General features: G+C 45.3%; 14 protein-coding genes and 2 pseudogenes. 11 read left to right on the forward strand and 5 right to left on the reverse strand.

Features of this window, described 5'->3' with window-relative positions:
* The coding region (locus V7D75_RS08620; protein ID WP_333614234.1) for a HemK family protein methyltransferase at positions 1-1,018 on the reverse strand (1,018 nt) is incomplete at its 3' end.
* A gap of 427 nt (positions 1,019-1,445) precedes the next feature.
* Here V7D75_RS08620 and V7D75_RS08625 point away from each other — a divergent pair.
* On the forward strand, positions 1,446-2,846 hold the full coding sequence (locus V7D75_RS08625; RefSeq protein WP_333614235.1) for a L,D-transpeptidase family protein: 1,401 nt from the start codon (positions 1,446-1,448) through the stop codon (positions 2,844-2,846).
* 188 nt (positions 2,847-3,034) lie between these two features.
* Here the strand turns inward: V7D75_RS08625 and V7D75_RS08630 are convergent, their stop codons facing one another.
* Positions 3,035-3,244, reverse strand: a complete 210-nt coding sequence (locus tag V7D75_RS08630; protein WP_068404450.1) for a hypothetical protein — start codon at positions 3,242-3,244, stop codon at positions 3,035-3,037.
* A 357-nt stretch (positions 3,245-3,601) separates the two neighbouring features.
* Here V7D75_RS08630 and V7D75_RS08635 point away from each other — a divergent pair, with 357 nt between their 5' ends.
* From V7D75_RS08635 to V7D75_RS08655, 5 genes and pseudogenes are all read left to right on the forward strand, one after another.
* Positions 3,602-5,335 carry a TIGR00341 family protein gene (locus tag V7D75_RS08635; protein ID WP_333614236.1) on the forward strand — a complete coding sequence of 578 codons (1,734 nt, stop codon included), beginning with the start codon at positions 3,602-3,604 and terminating at the stop codon, positions 5,333-5,335.
* Positions 5,336-5,523: 188 nt separating this feature from the next.
* On the forward strand, positions 5,524-8,196 hold the full coding sequence (gene alaS / locus V7D75_RS08640; RefSeq protein WP_333614237.1) for an alanine--tRNA ligase: 2,673 nt from the start codon (positions 5,524-5,526) through the stop codon (positions 8,194-8,196).
* 298 nt (positions 8,197-8,494) lie between these two features.
* Positions 8,495-9,781 (forward strand): aspartate kinase, encoded by a 1,287-nt coding sequence (locus tag V7D75_RS08645; protein ID WP_068404454.1) that lies wholly within the window; start codon positions 8,495-8,497, stop codon positions 9,779-9,781.
* Positions 9,782-10,154: 373 nt separating this feature from the next.
* A pseudogene (csrA, locus tag V7D75_RS08650) lies at positions 10,155-10,322 on the forward strand (carbon storage regulator CsrA); the annotation flags it as partial.
* 174 nt (positions 10,323-10,496) lie between these two features.
* Complete coding sequence (locus V7D75_RS08655; RefSeq protein ID WP_333614238.1) at positions 10,497-10,871, forward strand: HopJ type III effector protein; 375 nt, start codon at positions 10,497-10,499, stop codon at positions 10,869-10,871.
* Between the two features lie 155 nt (positions 10,872-11,026).
* Here the strand turns inward: V7D75_RS08655 and V7D75_RS08660 are convergent, their stop codons facing one another.
* Positions 11,027-11,338 (reverse strand): YeaC family protein, encoded by a 312-nt coding sequence (locus V7D75_RS08660; protein WP_333614239.1) that lies wholly within the window; start codon positions 11,336-11,338, stop codon positions 11,027-11,029.
* A gap of 66 nt (positions 11,339-11,404) precedes the next feature.
* Positions 11,405-12,406: an NAD(+) kinase gene (locus V7D75_RS08665; RefSeq protein ID WP_068404461.1), complete on the reverse strand. Its 1,002-nt coding sequence runs from the start codon at positions 12,404-12,406 to the stop codon at positions 11,405-11,407.
* Between the two features lie 309 nt (positions 12,407-12,715).
* Here V7D75_RS08665 and V7D75_RS08670 point away from each other — a divergent pair, with 309 nt between their 5' ends.
* Complete coding sequence (locus V7D75_RS08670; RefSeq protein WP_011280732.1) at positions 12,716-13,438, forward strand: Bax inhibitor-1/YccA family protein; 723 nt, start codon at positions 12,716-12,718, stop codon at positions 13,436-13,438.
* A gap of 126 nt (positions 13,439-13,564) precedes the next feature.
* Here the strand turns inward: V7D75_RS08670 and V7D75_RS08675 are convergent.
* A pseudogene (locus V7D75_RS08675) lies at positions 13,565-16,389 on the reverse strand (heavy metal translocating P-type ATPase).
* Positions 16,390-16,832: 443 nt separating this feature from the next.
* Between V7D75_RS08675 and mrcB the strand changes: the two are divergent.
* The 4 genes from mrcB to V7D75_RS08695 all read left to right on the forward strand — a co-directional run.
* Positions 16,833-19,340: a penicillin-binding protein 1B gene (gene mrcB, locus V7D75_RS08680; RefSeq protein WP_333614240.1), complete on the forward strand. Its 2,508-nt coding sequence runs from the start codon at positions 16,833-16,835 to the stop codon at positions 19,338-19,340.
* A 30-nt stretch (positions 19,341-19,370) separates the two neighbouring features.
* Positions 19,371-20,195 carry a tetratricopeptide repeat protein gene (locus tag V7D75_RS08685; RefSeq protein WP_333614241.1) on the forward strand — a complete coding sequence of 275 codons (825 nt, stop codon included), beginning with the start codon at positions 19,371-19,373 and terminating at the stop codon, positions 20,193-20,195.
* 164 nt (positions 20,196-20,359) lie between these two features.
* Positions 20,360-21,286 (forward strand): 50S ribosomal protein L11 methyltransferase, encoded by a 927-nt coding sequence (gene prmA / locus V7D75_RS08690; protein WP_333614242.1) that lies wholly within the window; start codon positions 20,360-20,362, stop codon positions 21,284-21,286.
* Between the two features lie 193 nt (positions 21,287-21,479).
* A partial coding sequence (locus V7D75_RS08695) for a zinc-ribbon domain-containing protein (RefSeq protein ID WP_333614243.1) occupies positions 21,480-22,414 on the forward strand: 935 nt, incomplete at its 3' end.

The raw sequence follows: 22,414 nt of genomic DNA on the forward strand, positions 1-22,414 counted from the left end.
CACTATCGCCGACTTCACAGACCAGCAAGCCCTCAGGACTAAGATAATCTGGCGCTTCAAACAAGATACGATGTACCAAATCCAGTCCGTCCTGACCGGCAGCGAGCGCATGTTCTGGCTCATATAAAAACTCTGGTGGCAAATCGGCCATAATCGCGGCATCGACATAAGGAGGATTGGTAACGATTAGCTCATATTGATGCTCAGCAGGAATCTTGGCAAATAAGTCAGACTCAATCACATTAACTTGATGACCTAAGTCATGATGATCGACATTGACCATCGCAACTTCTAGCGCTCCTTTATCAATATCAACCGCATCGACTAAGGCATCAATAAAGCGGGTGGCAAGCGCAATAGCGATACAACCAGAACCGGTGCACAAATCCAAAATACGCTCAGGCTGCGCCAACTGCTTAATCTCTAAACCATGGTCAAAGAAGGCGGCAGCTTGATTGTTCATACTCATACCGAGCGGCTTTGCCAACTCATTAACATCGAAGTACGGATGGAACTGCTGACGAATCAGCTCGGCGATTGGTGAGCGTGGAATTAGGACGCGCTCATCGACATAAAAAGGCAGGTCACAGAAATACGATAAATTAATGAGATAACTTAGCGGTTTACGCTCAGCGATACGCTCTTCTAACAAGCCCAGTACCTGCTGCTTCTCTGAAGTAGTTAAACGGCAATCTAGAATCTGATCATTGGCTGCCCAATCTAAGGACAGCGTGTGCAACACAATCGCCGACGCTTCGGCAAATTCATCCGTCGTTCCTTGAGCGACGACCACGTCATAGTTGCGCAGCTGCGTGACCGCAAAACGAATAAAATCACGGATGCTGACCAGTTGCTCACGCGCCTCTGCAAGCTCGGCACGCAGATTGGCAAACTCATCGTCTTCACCGAGCAGCCCTGACTCCAAATCGTAGGTCATCTCATCCTCTAAGCCTTGCGACTCATCAGCAAAGTACTGATTTTGAAACTCTTCTGCGCTCATGGTTTGGTCTTCTGACATATCACACCTTACTGATTGCACGCGTATCGACGACATGCGGATGGGTTAAATCGCTGACTTTTAACAGCCGATTTATTAAATAAAAACTTGTCATACATTATAGACGTAAACCTTGCGCTGCGCCAATGACTGTGTTTTTTAGCGCAAAAAGCTACCGCAAAAAAATAAGGCAACTTTTATGATAGGTAAATGTATCATTAACCTCTTATCACTCTAGCATTTAACGATAAAGCAAATAAACAAGACCCTAACCAAATGTGAATGCTGTTTGATAACTAGCATGACTAAATTATTTCCCAACTGTAGTGAATACGTCAACTATTGACGTTTAGCAAGCCCTAAACGAAAAAAGATGTGTCAAAAGTTTGCGAAGCGTCCAAATTATGCGCATAATAGCCGCATTAGTTATAACCATAAGTAAGCCAATATGATGAAAATGAAGCCCCTTATCACCGCTATATCTATTGCGATTGTTAGTGCCAGTGTCAGCGCTGTTGCTGCCCCTGCCGAAAATACGCGCACTCTACCAGTACGTAAAGCTGACTCAATGCCTACTATTGCTCAGCCTAGTATGGCGAAAAAAGTCAGCCTTAACGTGCAAGAAAATCGCAGCAGTTCACTCGATAGTCGCGCGCCTGCCGTAGCCACGCCTGCTTTAAAGCCTAAATCGCCTGATCGTATGACGCAGCTGATTGACGAAAAACAGGAAGCTGACGAAGACGACAATGACGCGCAACAAGCAGATGAGCAACAAAGCGTCAGCGCCGACAATATGAGCGTCGAAGAGCTAGCGCGTAAAGATGTACAGTCTGATAGCACCGATGACATCAGTGATGGCCAAGCTGTTGCCGCTCCTAGTGCAGCAATAGCCAATAACCGCCCAGCCGATACTTCTATCAAAAGTATCGAAGATGTCGATGGTAAAAAATATACCACGCTAAACCTGTCTAATTATGCCAAGCAAGTCAACGGTGCGACATGGACACCGAACATGAAGGTCAACTCCGCGATGACCATTAAAATGCAAGCGTTATTGGATTGGAACCACGCTTCACCGGGCGCTATCGATGGCGGCTGGGGTATGAACAGTAAAAAAGCACTGATTAACTTCCAAACCATGAAAGGCTTGCCTGCAACTGGTAAAATGGATCAAAAAACGTGGGACGCTTTGAATAAAAACATCCCAGCCAATAAGCCAGTGCTAGTGACTTATACCATCACCGAAGATGATGTAAAAACCAACTTTGCTACCACGCCTGCAGGCGCAGAGGCTAAGTCGAAAATGAAAGGCTTGTATTATCAGGACATCAAAGAGATGTTAGGTGAGCGTTTCCATATGGACGTGCGCTATTTAGATAAGTTGAATAAAAACAAACAGTATAAAGCTGGCGAAACCATCACCGTTTTAAATACGCGCGATCCACTCAAACAGCGGATTAATCGCGTCGTTGCCAATAAAGCCGACAAAACCCTTTATGCTTATAACGGTGATAAACTGGTCGCCACTTATCCAACTACAGTCGGAAGTGATGCGACGCCCTCACCGCAAGGCACGTTTAAAATCATTAATAAAGTAAAAATGCCGTGGTATAAAGCGACCGTTGGTAAAGGCTCAGACAAACAAGTACATATGCTACCACCAGGTCCAAACAGCCCTGTCGGTGTGGTATGGATGGGCTTGTCTAAGCCATCTTATGGTCTACACGGTTCACCGAAACCTGAAGGTATCAGCCGCCAGGCCTCAGCAGGTTGCGTCCGTCTGACCAACTGGGATGTGTTAGAGGTGTATGCCAATATCGAAAATGGCGCCACCGTTGAGCTAAAATAATTGTTATTAATTAAAATGAACAACAACACATCATAAGCAATAAAAAAACAGCTCCTTTTTAGGGGCTGTTTTTTATTTTATATAAAGTCTAAAGCTAAGCTGCCTTTATTTTTAATTTTTATGATGGCGAGCTTTTGAAACTGCTAGCTTTTGAAATAACTCAGCTTTAAAGTCGTAGCTTTGTAGCCCTAGGCTTTGTGACCTTCCTTACCCGTGATACTTCCCACTTTTTTGGTAAAAAATAAGGCAGCTGGAATGGATACAATGATGCCTGCGGCAACCGCCATTTGGATGTGCGGGATTTGGTTAAATCCTGTGACCAAAGCGGCAATCATTAATACACCGACGGTCACGGTTGCGGCTATTGAATAGATGACAGAAAATAGTGGCCAGTTCATGATGTATTCCTCATTTATTGTGTGGGTATAACACCTTTATACACCAAATCCACATAAATAGTAAGCCTTTTCTTATAGACTCGCAGCCCATTTATAGCAAGTGATTCATATTAAAAGCCATATTATAATTATTGATTTGTACTTGCCATTTTCCTCTTGAAAATATAGCCAAACTATCCGCTTATCTGTCTTTTCTCTCCCTCTATTTAGGCACAAGAAATTTACACGCTATTGGACATTTATCATTACAATAGTAGACTTCCTACTTTTTAGTTTTGGAATTTTTAACCTGCTGCGTTTAGCTTATTCTAACTACCTACTTGTTTCTATCCTTGTTTTTTAATAAAGCATTCTTTTATGACCTCATCTGATACCGATAAAGACTCACTGCCAATAAATACCCCTCAAAACGCTAGCGAGCTTGCAGGCGCACGTAATATTGACAACATTGAAAATATCGACAACGAGGCTGTTATCGAAGCACAGGCGCATAGCGAAAGTAATAGTGATAATGCATTAGCAGAAGCGTCAAAAGATGCACAAAAACCTGAAGCAACCATCAAAATGGAAACGGTGGCACCCGATGTGGTGGTTGCCTCCTTAGAAACGCTAGAAAACGAAGATGGCGCTCAACCTGTCAATGAACCTACAAATGGTAATGCAGACATTGAATTTACCGATACAGCGGAAGCGTTTTTTCAGGAAGAGGAGAAAGTTGAGGTCAGCCCAGCAGATAAGACTGACTCTAGCCAGACAAATTCAAACAATATCCAATCTGATAAGTCGCTCACTAAACAAAACCTACAAGAAGATTCAAAACCAAGTTTAAATACAGAAAACACAGACGAAAAAGAAGATAGCAAGCAAAATGAGCAGGACGTTACTCAAGTTCAAGATAGCAGCCAAACCAGTGATAGAACGGTGAAAAGTAGAACGGTGAAAGACGAAAACAACGCAGACGACACTGTAGAAAATAGCGAAGATGAAGAGGTCAAAGAGAAAAAAGAAGCCAAACTTGAGTCTTATAAGCAGTTTGTCGCCGAGCAATTCAGTAATAAAAAAGTAGACTATCCAGAAGTACGGGTCCGGATTGAGGCCAACGCCTTACCGAGTAAAATGTATTTTGTGATGAATATCCTATCGGCTATCATCGCAAGCTATGGTTTGGTGACCAATTCGGCGGCGGTGGTTATCGGCGCGATGCTAGTAGCAATGATGCTTGGTCCTATCACTGGCGTGGCGTTGGCGATTATTGACCACCGTATGCCGCTATTACGTAAATCACTTATTACGGTATTTCTTGGCATCTCTTTGGTGGTATTGGTCGGTTTTATCGTCGGCTGGCTACATAAAGATCAACCACTTACTGTCGAGATATTATCGCGTACGCAGCCAACTTCGATGGATTTGATGATTGCTTTAGCTGGTGGTACGGCAGGTGCTTATGCCATGGTTTCGCCGCACCTGTCGGTCGCTGTGGTTGGGGTCGCCGTGGCTACGGCATTGGTGCCACCGCTTGCCGCCAGTGGGATTTTATTTGCCAATGGTGAGATGCAAATGGGACTTGGCGCGCTGCTATTGGCCTTGACCAATATTATCGCCATTCAATTTACCAACGCTTTGGTACTATGGTTACTAGGTTTTCGCCGCTTGGTCGATGATGATTATAAATCAAGTACTTATTGGACCTTTTTACGGCGTAATGCGGTAACGTTATTATTGTTAGGCGTTTTAGGGACCTATTTAACTATCAACCTACAAACCAACGCCAAGCAGCAAGGGTTTGAAAGTAGCGTCAAAGAGACGATTAATAGCTACTTTAGCGACAAGGGCAACGTCTTGACCAACACCCAGTTCGATAAAGACACTACCCATCAAGTCGTGCGCGCGGTGATTCGCGGCGAGACCACCCCTACCTTTTATGACGTCCGCCAAATTGAGGCGATTATTAGCAAAGATATGGCGGAACATTTTCCCGACTATTTACCCATTAAGCTACAGCTACGCTATATGCCCGTGCAGGTGATTGAATCGCACCCGCTTATTCAAGATAAACTCGATAAAACCGATGTGACCATTTTAACCAACTGATGCGTTTGAAGGTTTAATTTATCCTAGTCACTTAATACAAGCGCTTGCTTAATAAAGAAAATTAAGCCTTATTTCCGCTGCGTTTGCTGATGAATCTTCAACACGCTTGGTACGTTTGTGCTAAAATCGCTTGCAAAATTATTTTACTTATTCTATTTAATAAAACCATTCGTCAGTAAGGAGCCGCTGTGAGCCAGCCACATCAAACAGCCGATATTCGTCAAGCTTTTATGGATTTTTTTATAAGCAAGCAGCACACCCCCGTCGCCTCATCGAGCTTGATTCCCTACAATGACCCGACATTGCTATTTACCAATGCCGGCATGAATCAGTTTAAAGAAACCTTTTTGGGTATGGAGCCGCGTGACTATACGCGTGCGGTAAGCTCACAAAAATGCGTCCGTGCCGGCGGTAAGCACAATGATTTGGATAATGTCGGTTACACGGCGCGCCATCATACGTTTTTTGAGATGCTCGGCAACTTCTCGTTTGGCGATTATTTTAAACAAGCGGGTATTGCTTATATTTGGGAATTTTTAACTTCCGATGAATGGTTGGCAATTGATAAAGATCGCTTGTATGTGACCATTTATGAAACTGATGATGAAGCCTTTGATATTTGGCATAAAGACATTGGCCTACCTAGTGAGCGCATCATCCGTATTGGTGATAATAAAGGCGCACCGTACGCCTCTGATAACTTTTGGACGATGGGTGATACTGGTCCTTGTGGTCCCTGTACTGAAGTTTTTTATGACCATGGGGCAGACATTGAAGGCGGTTTGCCCGGTACGCCAGAAGAAGATGGCGACCGCTATATCGAGATTTGGAACTGCGTCTTTATGCAGTTTAACCGTCAAAAAGACGGTACCATGCTGCCGCTACCAGCCCCAAGCGTCGATACTGGCATGGGCCTTGAGCGTATCAGCGCCATCATGCAAGGCGTGCACGGCAACTATGAGATAGATTTATTTGTGCATTTGATGGATGCGGCGGCTAAGATTTTAGGTATTGAAAACGAGCAACAATCCTCATTAAAAGTCATCGCCGACCATATTCGTGCCGTGGCCTTTTTGATTGCTGATGGCGTCACCCCAAGTAACGAAGGGCGTGGTTATGTACTGCGCCGTATCATTCGCCGTGCGGTACGTCATGGTAATAAACTTGGCGCGGACAGTGAATTCTTTTATAAAATGGTCGCGCCTTTGGTTGCTGAGATGGGCGACGCCTATCCAGAGCTAAAAGACAAACAAAGCGCAATTGAAAATGCAATTCAAAAAGAAGAAGCCCAATTTGCCAAAACCTTAGCACAAGGGTTACGCTTGCTTGCCAGCGAGCTTGAAGGCTTACAAGACGGCGACACTCTCTCTGGTGAAGCAGCATTTAAACTTTATGATACTTACGGCTTCCCCGTTGATTTGACCGCTGATATCACCCGTGAGCGGGGTATTGTGATTGATGAAGCAGAATTCGATGAGCACATGCAAGCACAGCGTGAACGTGCGCGTGATGCGGGCAAATTCGACGTTGATTATAGTAGTGTCATTCAAGTAGACAACCCAACCACCTTTGTCGGTTATGAGCAGCTTGAAGAAGACGGCGTCATCATCCATGCGCTTTATCAAGACGGCAATCCAGCCGAGAGCTTGGCTGAAGGCATGGAAGGCGTTATTGTCCTTGACCGTACCCCATTTTATGCTGAAGGTGGTGGTCAGGTTGGTGAGCTGGGTGAGATTCGCACAGCGACAGGCGTCTTTGAAGTGCAAGACACCAAAAAATCTGGCCAAGCCATTATCCATTATGGCGTAGTCACCATGGGCGAAATTAACGCTCAGCAAACGGCTGATGCGCAGGTATTATCTAGCATTCGTGCCGCGAGTGCCAAAAACCACTCGGCGACGCATTTATTACATGCCGCGCTCAGACAAGTACTGGGCGATGCAGTCACACAAAAAGGGTCGCTAGTCTCAAGCGAGGTATTACGTTTTGATTTCTCTTATGACAAACCGGTTAGCGCTGCTGAAATCAGCCGTATCGAACGCCTTGTCAATGAGCAAATTCAAGCCAACACCCCTGCCCGTATCGAGCATATGTCTATCGATGAAGCGATGAAACAAGGTGCGATGGCGTTATTTGGCGAAAAATATGGTAATGATGTACGCGTTTTGACCATGGGCACCGACAGTATCGTTGATGGTCAACGCAAGCCGTTTTCTATCGAGCTGTGCGGCGGTTTGCATGTGCAGCGTACTGGCGATATTGGGGTATTAAAAATTACCAGTGAATCAGGTATTGCCGCAGGTATACGCCGTATTGAAGCGGTCACTGGGATGAATGCCATTAAAAACATGCAGCAAAGCGAGCAGCAACTGAGCGAGCTTGCAGCTCAATTGAAAGTCAAACGTCCAGAGGTTGCGCAGCGTGTGCGCACCATGGCAGATAAGCAGCGTGATTTGGAAAAACAACTAGAACGCCTACAACAAAAAATTGCCAGCGCCCAAGCGGCAACCTTGCTTGATGATGTTCAGACCATCGCCGGTACATCGGTACTTATTAGCACCTTAAGCGGTGTTGATGGCAAATCGATCCGTACCCTAATAGACGATGTGAAATCAAAACTGCCGTACAGTATCATCGTGCTGATTGGCGATAAAGATGAGCAGCTAGCACTAGCGGCAAGCGTTGACAAATCGCTAACCGATCGCGTCAAAGCGGGCGATATTATTCGTCATTTGGCAAGCGAGCTTGGTGGTAAAGGCGGCGGTAAGCCTGATTATGCCCAAGGTGGTGCACCAAAATCTGCCAATACCAATACCGTTATCAGTGCACTAAGCGCTTGGGTTGCAGAAAAGCTAGCGTAAATAGTAGCAATATAGGCGATTGGTTATAACGGTTATAACCAATCGCCATATATCTAATGCTTGCTAACACTTAAAGTTATACGGCTAATATGGTATAAAGTAGCACGCTTAACGACTGTCAGCATATCAAGTGTATGAGTATAAACAGTAAAATAGCAGAGTAAATAAAGGGCGCAATTTTTATAATTCGGCTTTATCGTTATTAAAATGAATCTTGCACTGTCACGGCAAACCGCGCCATGATGGATTGATGTCGATAAGTAACAGATGGCCATTGGTGAATAATAGGTAGATTTTTATGGCGTTAATAGTACAAAAATACGGCGGCACCTCGATGGGCAGTATCGACCGCATCAAAAATGTCGCCAAACGAGTCAAACGTTGGCATGACAACGGTCATCAAGTGATCGTAGTTGTGTCCGCCATGAGCGGTGAAACCAACCGTTTGATTGATTTAGCACGCCAAATCAGCAGCCAACCTGATCCGCGCGAGTACGACCAAATGGTCTCAACGGGCGAACAGGTTTCTATCTCTTTACTAGCGATGGCGATTAAAGAGCTTGGTATTGGCGCCCGTTCATTCACCGGTCGCCAAGTCGCCATTAAAACCGATAGTGCCCACACCAAAGCGCGTATCGAAAGCATTGATGATAAAAACATCCGTGAGCAACTAGATGCGGGCAACATTGTCATCGTGGCAGGTTTCCAAGGTATCGATGAAGAAGGTAACGCCACAACCTTAGGTCGCGGCGGCTCGGATACTACAGGTGTGGCCATTGCAGCAGCCTTGGGCGCTGATGAATGCCAAATCTATACCGACGTTGATGGCGTTTATACCACTGACCCACGCGTGACCTCAAAAGCCAAAAAACTTGAAAAGATTACCTTTGAAGAAATGCTTGAGATGGCAAGCCTTGGCTCTAAGATTTTACAGATTCGCTCAGTAGAGTTCGCTGGCAAATACGGTGTACCTCTGCGCGTATTATCTAGCTTTGATGAAAACAACGATGGTAGCTTCGACCAAGACTTTCAAGACAATGTCGGCACCCTAATTACGATAGACGAAGGAGACAACATGGAACAGGCAATCATCTCAGGTATCGCTTTTAATCGCGACGAAGCAAAAATAGTCGTGCGCGGTGTACCTGATCATCCTGGTATCGCCTCTGCCATCCTAAGCCCTATCGGTCGCGCCAATATCGAAATCGATATGATCGTGCAAAACCTATCGACCAATGGCACTACTGACTTTACCTTTACCGTCAACCGTACGGACATGGATAAAACCATGAAAGTGCTAGAAAACGAAGTCAAAGATGAGATTGGTGCCAAAGAAATATTGGCCAACAACGAAGTAGTAAAAGTGTCATTGGTTGGGGTTGGTATGCGCTCGCATGCTGGTGTTGCCAGCCTTATGTTCCAGACTTTGGCCGAAAACAACATCAATATCCAAATGATATCGACCAGTGAAATCAAAGTCTCAGTACTTATCCAAGAGCAGCATTTAGAAAAAGCCGTGAAATCATTGCATACCGCCTTTGGTCTTGACCGCGAAGACGGCGACAGCACAATCGCTGGGTTATAATGTGTAAAAGCTATATATTAAATCACTGTAAGATACTTCTGGTTTAATAATGATGGGTTAAGTAGCGATTATTTTTTAGTGAAATTTTGATTAAATAGAGTCTTTTTAGGCTCTATTTTCTTTTATTACTATTGCTCAGGTAAGTATATACCTAATAGTTTTGTGAAAATCCGTGACAGTATCTGTTATGCCCCCTATAATGGGGCTTTCATTTGGGCTAAATGAATTTATCTATCATTACCGCTATGAGTACTAAGTGGCGCAGAGTTTTTATAATGACTGCTCTGCCTATTTAGTACTAGAGTAATGTCCTGTAATTGAGACGCAATCTGATGAGTAATAATCTGTTGATGCGACATAAGGAGTGTGACGCATGTTAATTTTGACACGCCGCGTGGGCGAAACGCTAATGATTGGCGATGAGGTCAGTGTGACTGTCCTAGGCGTTAAAGGCAATCAAGTACGAATCGGCGTCAATGCGCCAAAAGATATTGCGGTACACCGTGAAGAGATTTATCAGCGTATTCAGCATGAACGCACGGTACAATCGCAAATGCAACATCTTGAGCAAGGCAGCTTTGCGCCTTCATTCGATGATGAAGACTATTTTAACCGCTAAGTTGTTCGTTTGTTCGTTAACTAACTATCAATAATTATTGGGCATAAATTAAGCACCCTATTTTTGCTTTCTAATCTGCTCTGAGGTCATGTATTTATGAGTATCCGTCAATCAGATGTATCGGCTCTACTTAATGGTTTGAATAAAAAAGCCATTGGATTCAATGATGTCATCAGCTTTATTGATGATTTTTATCGCTATGCGCCAGCGCCTTTTGTTAATGGTATGCTGCACAATGCAGCGGGCGAAAACGAAGGCAGTGCTAAGATTTTTGGCTCGGCTAAGCACCATGGACTAAATCAATTGGACACGCTAAAGTTGTTCGGTGAGCATTATGCCAAGGTACAAGCGACGCCAAAGGGTACCGACCATGCCAATATCCGTAACTTTTTACATTGGGGCTGGCAAGGATTTTTGATGGAAAAAAATCCATTAACGCCGCGTCCAAGTGTCGATACTAGCGCGCTGTAGTTTTCTATTTTTGCTAACTATCTATTTTAAAAGTATTAAAAAAGCCACGCTATGCAATTAGCGTGGCTTTTTTCTGTTTCCTACCTTTAATTTGGTGCTTTTGGCTTAATGCTGCTTAGCCGCTTACTTGTCTAAATTAACTGCGATGAAGCTGCTTATTTATTATGGAACTTAACGGGTTGTACTGCCCCTTTAGGATTGGGCATGTTGGGATAATGATGCTCGTGTTCGATATCACATTCCGCGCCCACGACAGAGCCATCGTCTCGCACGGGTTTGTGAATATAACCGGTACGCTCGGCTGGCGGCAGGTGCTCATGCTCCCATACCATCACCGCTTGCATACAAGTTTCGCGCTGCTCAGGCGTCAGCTTACGACCATCCGGCCATTTGCCAAGCTCAATGGCTAGACGAAATTGATCGACCACTTCTGGTGTGACACTTGCTAATATCGTTTGTTTGTCCATCGTACCTACTCTCCGCGACTATTTTTATAACTCAATGCTATCTTGCTTGAAAATCGAGCACTGCATTTATTCTTCTATAATATCATCATCGATATCCATACTGAATTCTTCAGCATGGACGTTCCAGTGTAATTTGGTTCGGCAGGCTTCATAAAAATCAAACCCTGGCGGATGAAGCAAGGTCAGCTTATCAGGATGTTTGCGAATATAAAGGCGCTGCTCTTGGTCGAGCGCGATACTCGGCTTACCGTCGGCGCTGACTTGTGGCTGGGTGCGGTTATCTTCATGAATACGAATACAAATCTCGCTGGTGCCACTCACCACAATCGGTCGACTGGATAAGGTATGCGGATGCATCGGCACCAAACAAATGGCATCCATACTCGGATGAATAATCGGACCACCGCCAGAGAGCGCATAAGCAGTGGAACCTGTCGGTGTCGCCACAATGAGACCATCACTATGCTGACGATAGACATCGTGCCCGTCAATTTTCATCTGAAAATCAATCATGTGCACCGATTTACCCGCATGCAGCACCACATCGTTGAGCGCCATATCTTCATGAATGATTTTTCGCCCTTCACGAATCTCCATGGTCAGCAAAAACCTGTGGTCTAGCTGATAATCGCCCATCAATACTTGGCGTAGTTTAAAGGCCGCTTCATTGGGCTTCACATCGGCTAAAAACCCTAAACGACCGCGGTTGACCCCTAGAACTGGCACCCGATAACGCGCCAATGCTTCGGCGGCATGCAATATCGAACCATCGCCGCCTACTACGATGACTAAATCGCAAATTTCACCAATCAAGCTGCGTTTGACGATTTTAACTTTTTCAATTTCGGTGAGGTTCAAAGTAGGCAAATTGGCCGTCTGCACATCCATAATCAATGTCAGATTCATCTCATTGATGGTATTGGCAATCTGTACCAAACTTTGGGTCACGCTGCGTTTTCCGGCGCGGCCCATCAAACCAATGCGCCTAAACGCTGGGTTTTTGATGGCATGAAACAGCTCTGATTCATGTAAGTGCGGCAATCGGGCGGACTGCGCTGAGTTTTCCATAAAACGACTCGGCATAACGATAAAATACAGTGCAATGATAACGAGAAATCAGCGCTTAGACTAGCATGTTTATGAAGTTTCGTTGTTAACTGTCGTAATTGGCCCCATATACCCTCTATCATACGCCACTTTTAGGCGTATTTGCTTCGCTATGCCCAATCGCTTTATATATCAATATTCACTGCCTAATTAAGGCTCGATAGCCACGTGACGCCTTGCATGCACTCACGTAAACACAGTTGACAATAATGGCGGTTTTGCTAAAGTAGCTGGCATCTTAGTTATTTATATTTTAAAAAGGACAACTTTATGGCAAATCCTATTGTCAGTCGCGCAGAGCTTGCCGTTGGCGGCGCGCCGATGACGGTAAAGGGTGTGATTCAAAAGACCAGTTTATTGCTTGGACTATCGGCGATTACGGGTATTGGATTTTTCTTTTATGCGTTAATGGCAGGCCTATCACAAGGCTTTATCACCATGGCCGCTTTTGGTAGTATGTTTGCCGCCTTTGGTCTTGCTATTTTTATTACCTTTAAGCCGCAAAAAGCCAAAACCTTTGCCGTACCTTATGCGTTATTGGAAGGTATCTTTTTAGGTGGTATCTCGCTATTTTTTATGCGCATGTACCCAAGCGTGCCTGTCACTGCGATGTGTGCGACCTTTGTCACCGCGGCGGTCATGCTAGGGCTGTATCGCTCAGGTTTGGTTAAAGTCACTGAGAAATTCCGCTCAATCGTCACCTCAGCATTGATTGCGATTATGTTGGTTTATGTAGCGCAGTGGGTGCTGTCTTTAGCGTTCGGTTCGAGCTTACCTTTCTTATTCGAAGGTGGCGCTATCGCTATCGGCTTTAGCTTATTTGTGATTGTCATCGCTTCTTTTACGCTGTTATTGGACTTTGACAATATCGATCGCGGTGTGGCGATGGGCGTCTCAGAAGACTACGAATGGTTATTTAGTATCGGTATTCTTGCGACGCTAGTGTGGATGTATATCGAATTTATGCGTCTGCTAAGTTACTTACAAGACTAAGCTATCTACAAGACTAATCTAAACCCTGTTTAGTAGTTATTTAAATAAAAAAAACCGTCTTTATAAAGACGGTTTTTTTGTGGGTAATTTTTGAGGTTTATATAAATAAATTTAAGCTGCTTTACATTAAGCACGCTTTAGGCGCAGCGCATTTAATACCACAAATAATGAACTTAACGACATACCAATCGCTGCAAGCCAAGGCGGTACATAGCCTAAAGCTGCTGGTATCAAGACACTACTATTATAAATCAGCGCCCAGCGTAAGTTTTGCTTAATAATACGTTTGGTCTTATCAGCGATACGTTTCGCCGCCGTGATAGCTTCGATTTGACCATTTAGAATGATACTGTCACTCGAGACTTGCGCCAAATCTGCTGCGCCCGCAATCGAGGTTGAGACATCTGCCGCTGCTAAAACAGGCGCATCATTAATACCGTCACCAACCATAAGTACGACGGCGCCTTTTGCTTGCAGCGCTTGAATATGATTGACTTTATCGGTTGGCGACAGGCCGTTATAAGCGGCTTTCATGCCTAACTCTTCCGCCATTACCAGTGCTTGCGGACTTGGGTCACCGGTTAGCATGACCGGCTCAATACCTGATTTTTTGAGAGCGGCAAGCATAGACGGCGCACTGTCACGTACCTTATCGTTAAAGTAAAAACCTGCCAGCGCTTGCCATGCATTTGACGGACTATTTTGACAAGACAATACCACCGCCGAGCTGGCACGATGAGTGGCTAAATCAATGGTTAACGCACTATTTTGTTGAGAATCAGTATTCGCTTTATCCATGGCAAAATCGACATGACCGATGCGATATAGGACGCCATCAATCATTGCCTCCACGCCACCTGCTGGATAATGCTGCAGCGCTTGTGTCGCTGGCAGATGCAGCTGATAGGCAGCGGTGAGCAAAGCGTGAGCAATCGGATGGCGGCTGCCCACTTCAAGCGCGGCGGCAATCGCTAATAGCTTGTCTTTTTCTTCATCGCTAACAGCTGTCGTATCATTACTTGCCACTATCTCGATATTTAATAAATTGGGCTTACCATAAGTGAGCGTGCCGGTTTTATCAAACGCCACATGGGTAATCTCAGCAAGGGTTTGCAGCGTATGGCCTCGTGTGGTTAAAAAACCATAACTTGCCAATCGATTGGTCGCTACCGTCAGCGCAATCGGTGTCGCTAAAGACAGCGCACACGGACAGGTCGCCACCAATACTGCCACTGTTGCCCAAATTGCTTGGCTTGGGTCGACGATATACCAGCCAATGAACACCAAAGCTGACAATACTAAAATCCGCGCTACAAACCAACGCGCCAGCTTATCCGCTTGCTGAGCGAGTTTTGGTTTCTCACTCATCGCCCGATTCATCAGCCTGTCTATCAACCCTATCTGGCTGTCTTCTGGCAATGCCGTCACTAGCATCTCAAACGGCTGACTGTCGTTTTGGGCGCCGCCAACGATATAATCGCCTTGGGTTTTGATGATTAAATCGCCCTCACCTGTCAGCAGGCTTTGCGAGACGGTCGCGGTAGAGCTAAGCAAGATACCATCGCTGATAATCTCAGAGCCTGCCTCCACCATAATAATGTCACCCACTTGCAAGCTATAAGCGGTTACCATTTGCTTTTTTTCTGGCCCGCCTTCAGCAAGTGTTGTGTTTGATGGTTTGTGGTTTACTTGTTGCCAGTCTTGAGCGATACGTGACGTCAATTGCTGAATATTGGCATCCATGCTTTGCTTAAAGTTGGGCATCGTTTTTGCGGTAGTGGTTGTGCCATTTGTCGTTAGATTATTATTTGGATTAAGCACCTGTTCAGCACTATTATTAGGAATAGTATCATTATCAAGGGCAGTATTATTAAGCGTATTTTGCTCTATGAGCTGCAAAAACGCGCAGCGGCGTCTTTATCTTCAGCAATTTTTTGTACCAAGACAGGCTCGACCACCACCAAGTCATTGGCCATGGTGGCGGCTTTTAAGCGTGCATTATGTTCAATATAACGCCCAGCCAATAAGAAGAAAATAAACATACTAACCGAATCAAAGTACGTTTCCCCTTGTCCCGTGATAGTGGCATAAAGACTGGCAAAGAAGGTCACCACTAAGGCGATACTAACCGGTACATCCATATTGACTTGGCGGGCACGAATCGCTGACCATGCTGAGGTAAAAAACGGCACACCGGCATAAAAGAACACCGGCGTACTCACAAATAGCGACACCCAACGTAGAAAATCACGCTGAAATATCAGCATGTCGCTATATTCACCAAAATAAATCGCCACCGCATACATCATCGCCTGCATCGAGCCGAGCGCCGCGATACCAAGCCGTAATAGCATCTGACTGTTATGACGTGCCAGCATGGCCTCATGGGTATCTTGCCGATAAGGCTTGGCTTCGTAGCCAATCTCATTGATAACGCCCAAAATGCGACTAATCGGTAGCTTGTCTTCGTCCCAAATCACCCGCATACGCTGATTGGTTAAATTCACCTGACATTGGCTGATGCCATCTAACTCATCTAGCCGCGACTCAATCAGCCACGTACAGGCAGCACAGCGCAGATTATTGACCGACAGCTCGGCTACCGACATGCCATCTTGGGCATAGACAAATTGTGATTTTATTTCATCGTGATCATAAGCTTCGAGGCGCGTCAGCTGCGTGGGTAAGCTTGCCGTACGGTTAATCTCTGAGCGGTCAAGATAATATTGTTCAAGCCCTGCCTCGACAATACTTTGCGACGCTAACTGACAGCCCATACAGCACATCTCGCGCGACTGACCTAAAATATCGGTATGAAACGGCGGCTCTGGTACCGGATCACCGCAATGAAAACAATGACCGGCAAGCGGCAACACCAGACCCTCAGTAATCGAGTGGTCTTGATAGTGGCGGTTGTTATTTGCTGGTATGGATGAGGGAATACTGGACATAATCGCGCTATTTCCTTTCGACAAGTTTACTTGCAGCCGACCGGCTTTTAATAAACTTGCTCTGATTAACGAGAGTCAATCCCTATGTAAAAAAGCGATTGAATTATCTGCCTTTAACACAGCTACTTTACATAGATATTGGCACAACGTTATTGGCACAATGATATTGGCATAAATGAGACTAAAAAATCGGTAAAAACTATTAATAAAAGGGGTCGATAAAACTGTTGGTATCAACCTAATTATTAATATGAACATTATACTACAAGCGCGCGGAGTAAGCAGCCCAGCCCTTTATCCCAAAATATTAATACCTCTAAAACACCTACTACGAAAGTCTAACGCCTGCTTAATGAATGCGGGCGTTGATGATGATAGATTGAAAAATTTGTCAATTTGCGTCATTATGAGGCAGTTTTTTATCCCAAAATGGTGTGTCATCAGTGCAAAAGTCTAATTCTAAGCGACCACAGTCGTCTAAGCCTGCTATCAATACGCTACCCTCACAGCAGCGCGGCGTGGTGTTTAGCGGTATTTTATTAATCGTCATTATCGCGGCCATGGTGCTGTTGGCGCTATATTTGGTCAAACTTGATCGCACCATTACCCACAAGTTTGAGGGCAAGCGCTGGGACATTCCTGCTAAGGTTTACTCGCAGCCTTTGGAGCTGTATCAGGGCGCCAATGTCGATACAGACACCATGAAAACTTGGCTTAAGCTGCTTAATTATCAAAGCAACAAGGCTTATGATCGCACCGGTACCTACCATAAATCTGGCAATACCTACTTTATCCATACGCGCGGCTTTACGTATAGCGCCAACGACGTCGATAAAGAGCAAGTCATCAAAATGACCATTGCTGGCAATAAGATTGAGTCGGTACAAAGTACCCAGCCTGCCAAAACTGGCATTATTCGTCTGGAGCCAGTTAACATCGGCGGTATTTATCCAGACAGTAACGAAGATCGCATGGTGGTGACGCTCGATCAAGTACCGCAGCCGCTGATTGATGCGCTTATCGCCACCGAGGATCGCGGATTTTATGAGCACAAAGGCGTCTCGATACGCGGTATCGCGCGTGCGGTATTAAACAACTTTACCGGTGGTCCTAGACAGGGCGGCTCGACCATCACTCAGCAGCTGATTAAAAACTTTTATCTGAACTCCGATCGGACGATGAAACGTAAAGCCAATGAGGCATTGATGGCGGTGTTACTTGAGCTGCATTATAGTAAAGATGAGATTCTGCAAACCTATCTAAACGAGATTTACCTAGGTCAAAACGGCAATCGCTCTATCAATGGCTTTGGCCTTGCCTCGCAATTTTATTTTGATAAACCCCTCAAAGAGCTGCGTTTAGACCAACAGGCGCTGCTCGTTGGTATGGCAAAAGGCCCGAGCGTTTATAATCCGCGCCGTCATCCAAACGATTCGACAGCGCGCCGTAATACCGTACTGAATAATATGCTGGCGGTTGGTAAAATTAGCCAAGAAGAGTACGAAAAAGCGATAGAAAAACCACTCGATGTGGCGGACAAACCCGTCGAAGGCAAAAGCCAGTTCCCTGATTTTTTAGATATCGTCAAGCGTGAATTGAACAAAGTCTATTATTCTGATGATCTAAAAAACGAAGGCCTGATTATCATCAGTACCTTAGATCCCATTGCCCAATTGGCAGCGGATAAAGCGGTTGAAAGAAAACTTGGTGAGCTACGTCGTCGCGGTAGCAAAACCAAAGACTTACAAGGCGCATTGGTCAGTGCCAATCCTGAAACTGGCGAGCTGGTGGCAGTGGTCGGTAGTGGCAGTGAATTTACCGGTTTTAACCGTGCTGTCGATGCCAAGCGTCAAGTCGGCTCGTTATTAAAGCCAATTATCTATATGACGGCGCTTGAAAGCGGGCGCTATAATTTGGCAAGCTCGGTCGATGATTCGCCGATTACGGTCAATCTGAGTGACGGTACTGAGTGGAATCCAAAGAACTATGACAATCGTGACCATGGTTATGTGCCATTTACCACCGCTTTGTCGCAATCGTATAATCACAGCGCGGTACGTTTGGGTATGGAGTTTGGCGTTAATACCTTTGCCAAACAGCTGCAGCGCATGGGCGTAAAAGAGAAAATCCCGCCTTATCCTTCGGCTTTATTAGGCTCGGTCAACCTTAGTCCAATGGATATGCTGGGCGTTTACCAAGTATTTGCTACCGGTGGTTTCCGCACGCCTATTCATAGTATTCGTAGTGTTATTGATGATCGCGGACATATTTTGCAGCGTACCGGTTTAAATACCCAGCGTAGTATTCCGCCTGAGACCAACTTTTTGATTAACTATGCCTTGCAAGACGTGGTCAAAAACGGCACGGCCAGACGCATACAATCGCTTGGCAGCAACTTAAACCTTGCGGGTAAAACCGGCACTACCAACGACTACCGTGATGCTTGGTTTGCTGGCTACAGCGGCAACTATGTTAGCGTGGTTTGGGTCGGCCGTGATGACAACAAACCTATCGGTCTAAGCGGTGGTAGTGGCGCTTTACCAGTCTGGGTCGACTATATGAATCGCCTAAAGCTGACCCCTGTCGCGCTGCCAGAGCCCGAAGGAATTGAGTGGTTGTGGCTTGAGAACAACTCAGGCAAGCTGTCTAATGAACGCTGTGCTGATGCGCGCTATCTGCCAGTGATGTCAGCGTATCTACCCGAAGAAGCCAGCAGTTGTGCTATTAGCTTATATCAGCAAGAGCGTGCCCGCGAGCAGATACAATGGCAAAACCAGCAAGGCTCGATCAATCAGCAGCGCCGCCGTGAAGGCTTAGATATTCCTAATGGCGAAGCCGTTGATACGGATAACGACGATGCCGATGCTAACAATGCTGATAATGCTGAGCAAGAAGGTGGGTCAAGCAATCGTGCCGATACTTGGTACGACCGCGCCGTTGAATGGTTCTAGGGTTTTTAAGACTTAAAAAAGGGTTTTAACATGGCTTTATTGATACAGCAAACTGTCACCGCTAAGCAGGCTATCACTGCTCCTTCTAAAGGGCAAACTAAGCTGATTAATACGATTCTTGCTACTAGTGCCCTTATTAGCGCATTAAGCTTGAGTGCATGCCAAACGGCGCCGACAATTATCAAACCCGCTCCTGCGCAAACGTCAGTAGCTCAAAATCAGCAGCGAGCTGCAAAACACCCAGTAACGGCAACCCAAGCACCCATTGTTAAAGGCGATGATAATAAGTACTCTACCGTGCCCAATACAGTGCCTACACAACCAACTTCGACAATGCAGTCATCCGAAGCAGAACAGGTCTATACGCCAGCAACACAAAGTCCAATCGTCACACAGCCTGATAGCCAAGATACCATCATCCTTACGCCTTCTCGTGAAGATTACATCCTATCCGAACCATCGATTCCTTCGCATAATGAGCTATTGGAGCGGGCGCGGCAAAACTCACAGCAGCGCAGTCAGCAAAGCACAGCCAATAACAGCAACTTGCCAGCCTTTAGTAATCTCATGCAAACGGGTACAGAGCAATTAAAGTCAGGCAATCTCAATGGCGCTGAAAGCAGCTTTACGCGTGCGCAGCGACTCGCGCCTAAATCATCAGCCGTCTATTTTTATTTGGCGCAAGTCGCTCTTAAAAAGAATCAACCGCGTAAGGCTGAAGCGATGGCGCGCCGAGGTTTGACCGTTGCTCAAGACAGCACTCGCCGCCGCAACCTTTGGCAAATCATCTTGCAATCAGGACAAGCACAGGGTAACGCTCGCGTGATAAATGAGGCCAGACAGGCGCTGCGCTAATAGCACACACTCTCGTATTTACCATGACGACTGAATCTATAAGCGCTAAAATAGGCTTATGGATTTAGTCGTTACTTTTTTTATCCAGTTTTTTATTGGGTTTAATGACTGTTTTCTTTTACTCCTTTAATTCTTCACTTTTATTTTAAACTAAGGTTACCTTTATGGCATGGCAACAACTGCATTTACAATGTGAAAAAGACAATGTCGATCTCGCTGAGGCGCTGTTATTAGAAGCTGGTGCGCTATCAATCGCTTTAGATGACGCGGGTGATCAGCCTTTATTTGAACCCCTTCCCGGTGAATCACCCTTATGGGATGAAGTCATACTCACAGGATTGTTTGACGCCAATACAGACGCTGGCAATCGTCAATTACTTGAGCAATTAAGCCATGAAATCGGCGCACAAGTACAAGCCAGCCGGACGTGGGTCAGCGCTGTCGATGACAAAGATTGGGAGCGCGAATGGATGTCTAATTATAAGCCAATCGAGTGCGCCAATAACTTATGGATTGTGCCTAATTGGCTGACACCGCCGAACCCTGACGCTACCAATATTATTATGGACCCCGGCTTGGCTTTTGGTACTGGCTACCATGCCACTACTCGCCTCTGTCTTGATTGGCTGACCGAGCAAGACCTGACCGATAAAGTTGTGATCGATTACGGCTGCGGCTCAGGTATTTTAGGGATTGCGGCGCTGTTATTGGGCGCGCGTCAAGTTTATGCGGTGGATATTGACCCACAGGCGGTGCTTGCGACCAATCAAAATGCGGCACGCAATCACGTTGATAACCGCCTACAAGCATTTTTGCCAGAAGACTTTAATAATTACTGGCAACAAAACAATATGAAACCTGTAGAAATCATGGTTGCCAATATTTTAGCCAAGCCACTTATTGGTTTAGCGCCTTATTTTGCGACCTTGATGGCACCCAAAAGTCGTATCGTATTAGCAGGCTTGATTGAATCGCAAACTGAGCAGGTCAGCGAAGCGTATCAGCCTTACTTTGCGCTCGATCCTAAGCATGCTTTTACCGCGCAAGAAGATCAACATTGGCAGCGTTTATCTGGTACATTTACAGGCTAGCAACATTTAATTACATCTGTTACGATAGAGGAGCAGTTAAATAATGTTGTGTATTTGACGCTACTCTATCGTTGCCTGCAAATTATGATGATTACTCTATAAAAAAAGACATAAAAAACTGGCAGCGGTTGGTAAGTGATTAAGCAGTATTAACATGCGGTATTAATACTGATACCTTTTTGGATTCGACCTTATGACTACGCCAATCAAAACCCAGTGCCCTCATTGTCATGCTATTTTTAATATTAAAAAAACACAGTTAAACCAAAAAACAGCCAATGTTTGCTGTGAACATTGTCAACACAGTTTTTTGGTCAATAACAACCTTATTGTCACGAATGATACAGAGCCGACTGCTGACGCTATTGAGCATAAGCCTCAATCTGATGCATCCACTACCGCTAATACTTCTATTAAGCAAACGTCTATCGTTACGCCAGAAGCAAAAGCCATAACCAAACCAAACGTCACTTCTGAACCAGAAGATGCAGATACTCTTATCCATGATGATATGGCTGAAGAAGGTTTGATAGATGATCAGTTGATTCATGATGATATGGATATTGCAGATTTCGAAGAGGAAGATTTAGAATACGGTTCGCTCGACAGTATGGACGCTTGGCTAACGCAAGCAGCGGATAGCACCCCTACCTCAACCACGAACAGTAGTGATAAGCTACCAAAAAGCACAGCAACAAAGCTAGATAAAAGCGCTCACGCCTCTGTTGGTCCCATAGAAAAGCCTTCTTTAGCAAACGCTCTTATAAAAGAGCCAGCATCAGCTGCCCAAGTAGCCCTTAGCTCAGCGGCAGCTAATGACATCCATGCCAGTATCGATGATAATAGCGATGAATCTTGGCTTGAAAAACTGCTCAAAGAACAAAATGAAAACGAAGACGGTCATAGTCCAAGAAAAGACACAGATTTATCAGCGCTGCTGGCAAGCATGGGCGTTTCTATCAAAGACGAAGACAACACGCAGGCCGCACGCCTTAAAAGGCAGCAAGCACAAGCCAAGTTTTCACCAACGCCTGCTAAGCGCTCGCTTGCTTCATTACTCTGGACACTTGGATGTTTGGTATTAGCGCTGCTACTTTTTGCGCAGTATGTCATTTTTAATTTAGATAA

It is taken from the genome of Psychrobacter sp. (genome assembly GCF_036731945.1).
Classification (GTDB): Bacteria; Pseudomonadota; Gammaproteobacteria; order Pseudomonadales; family Moraxellaceae; genus Psychrobacter.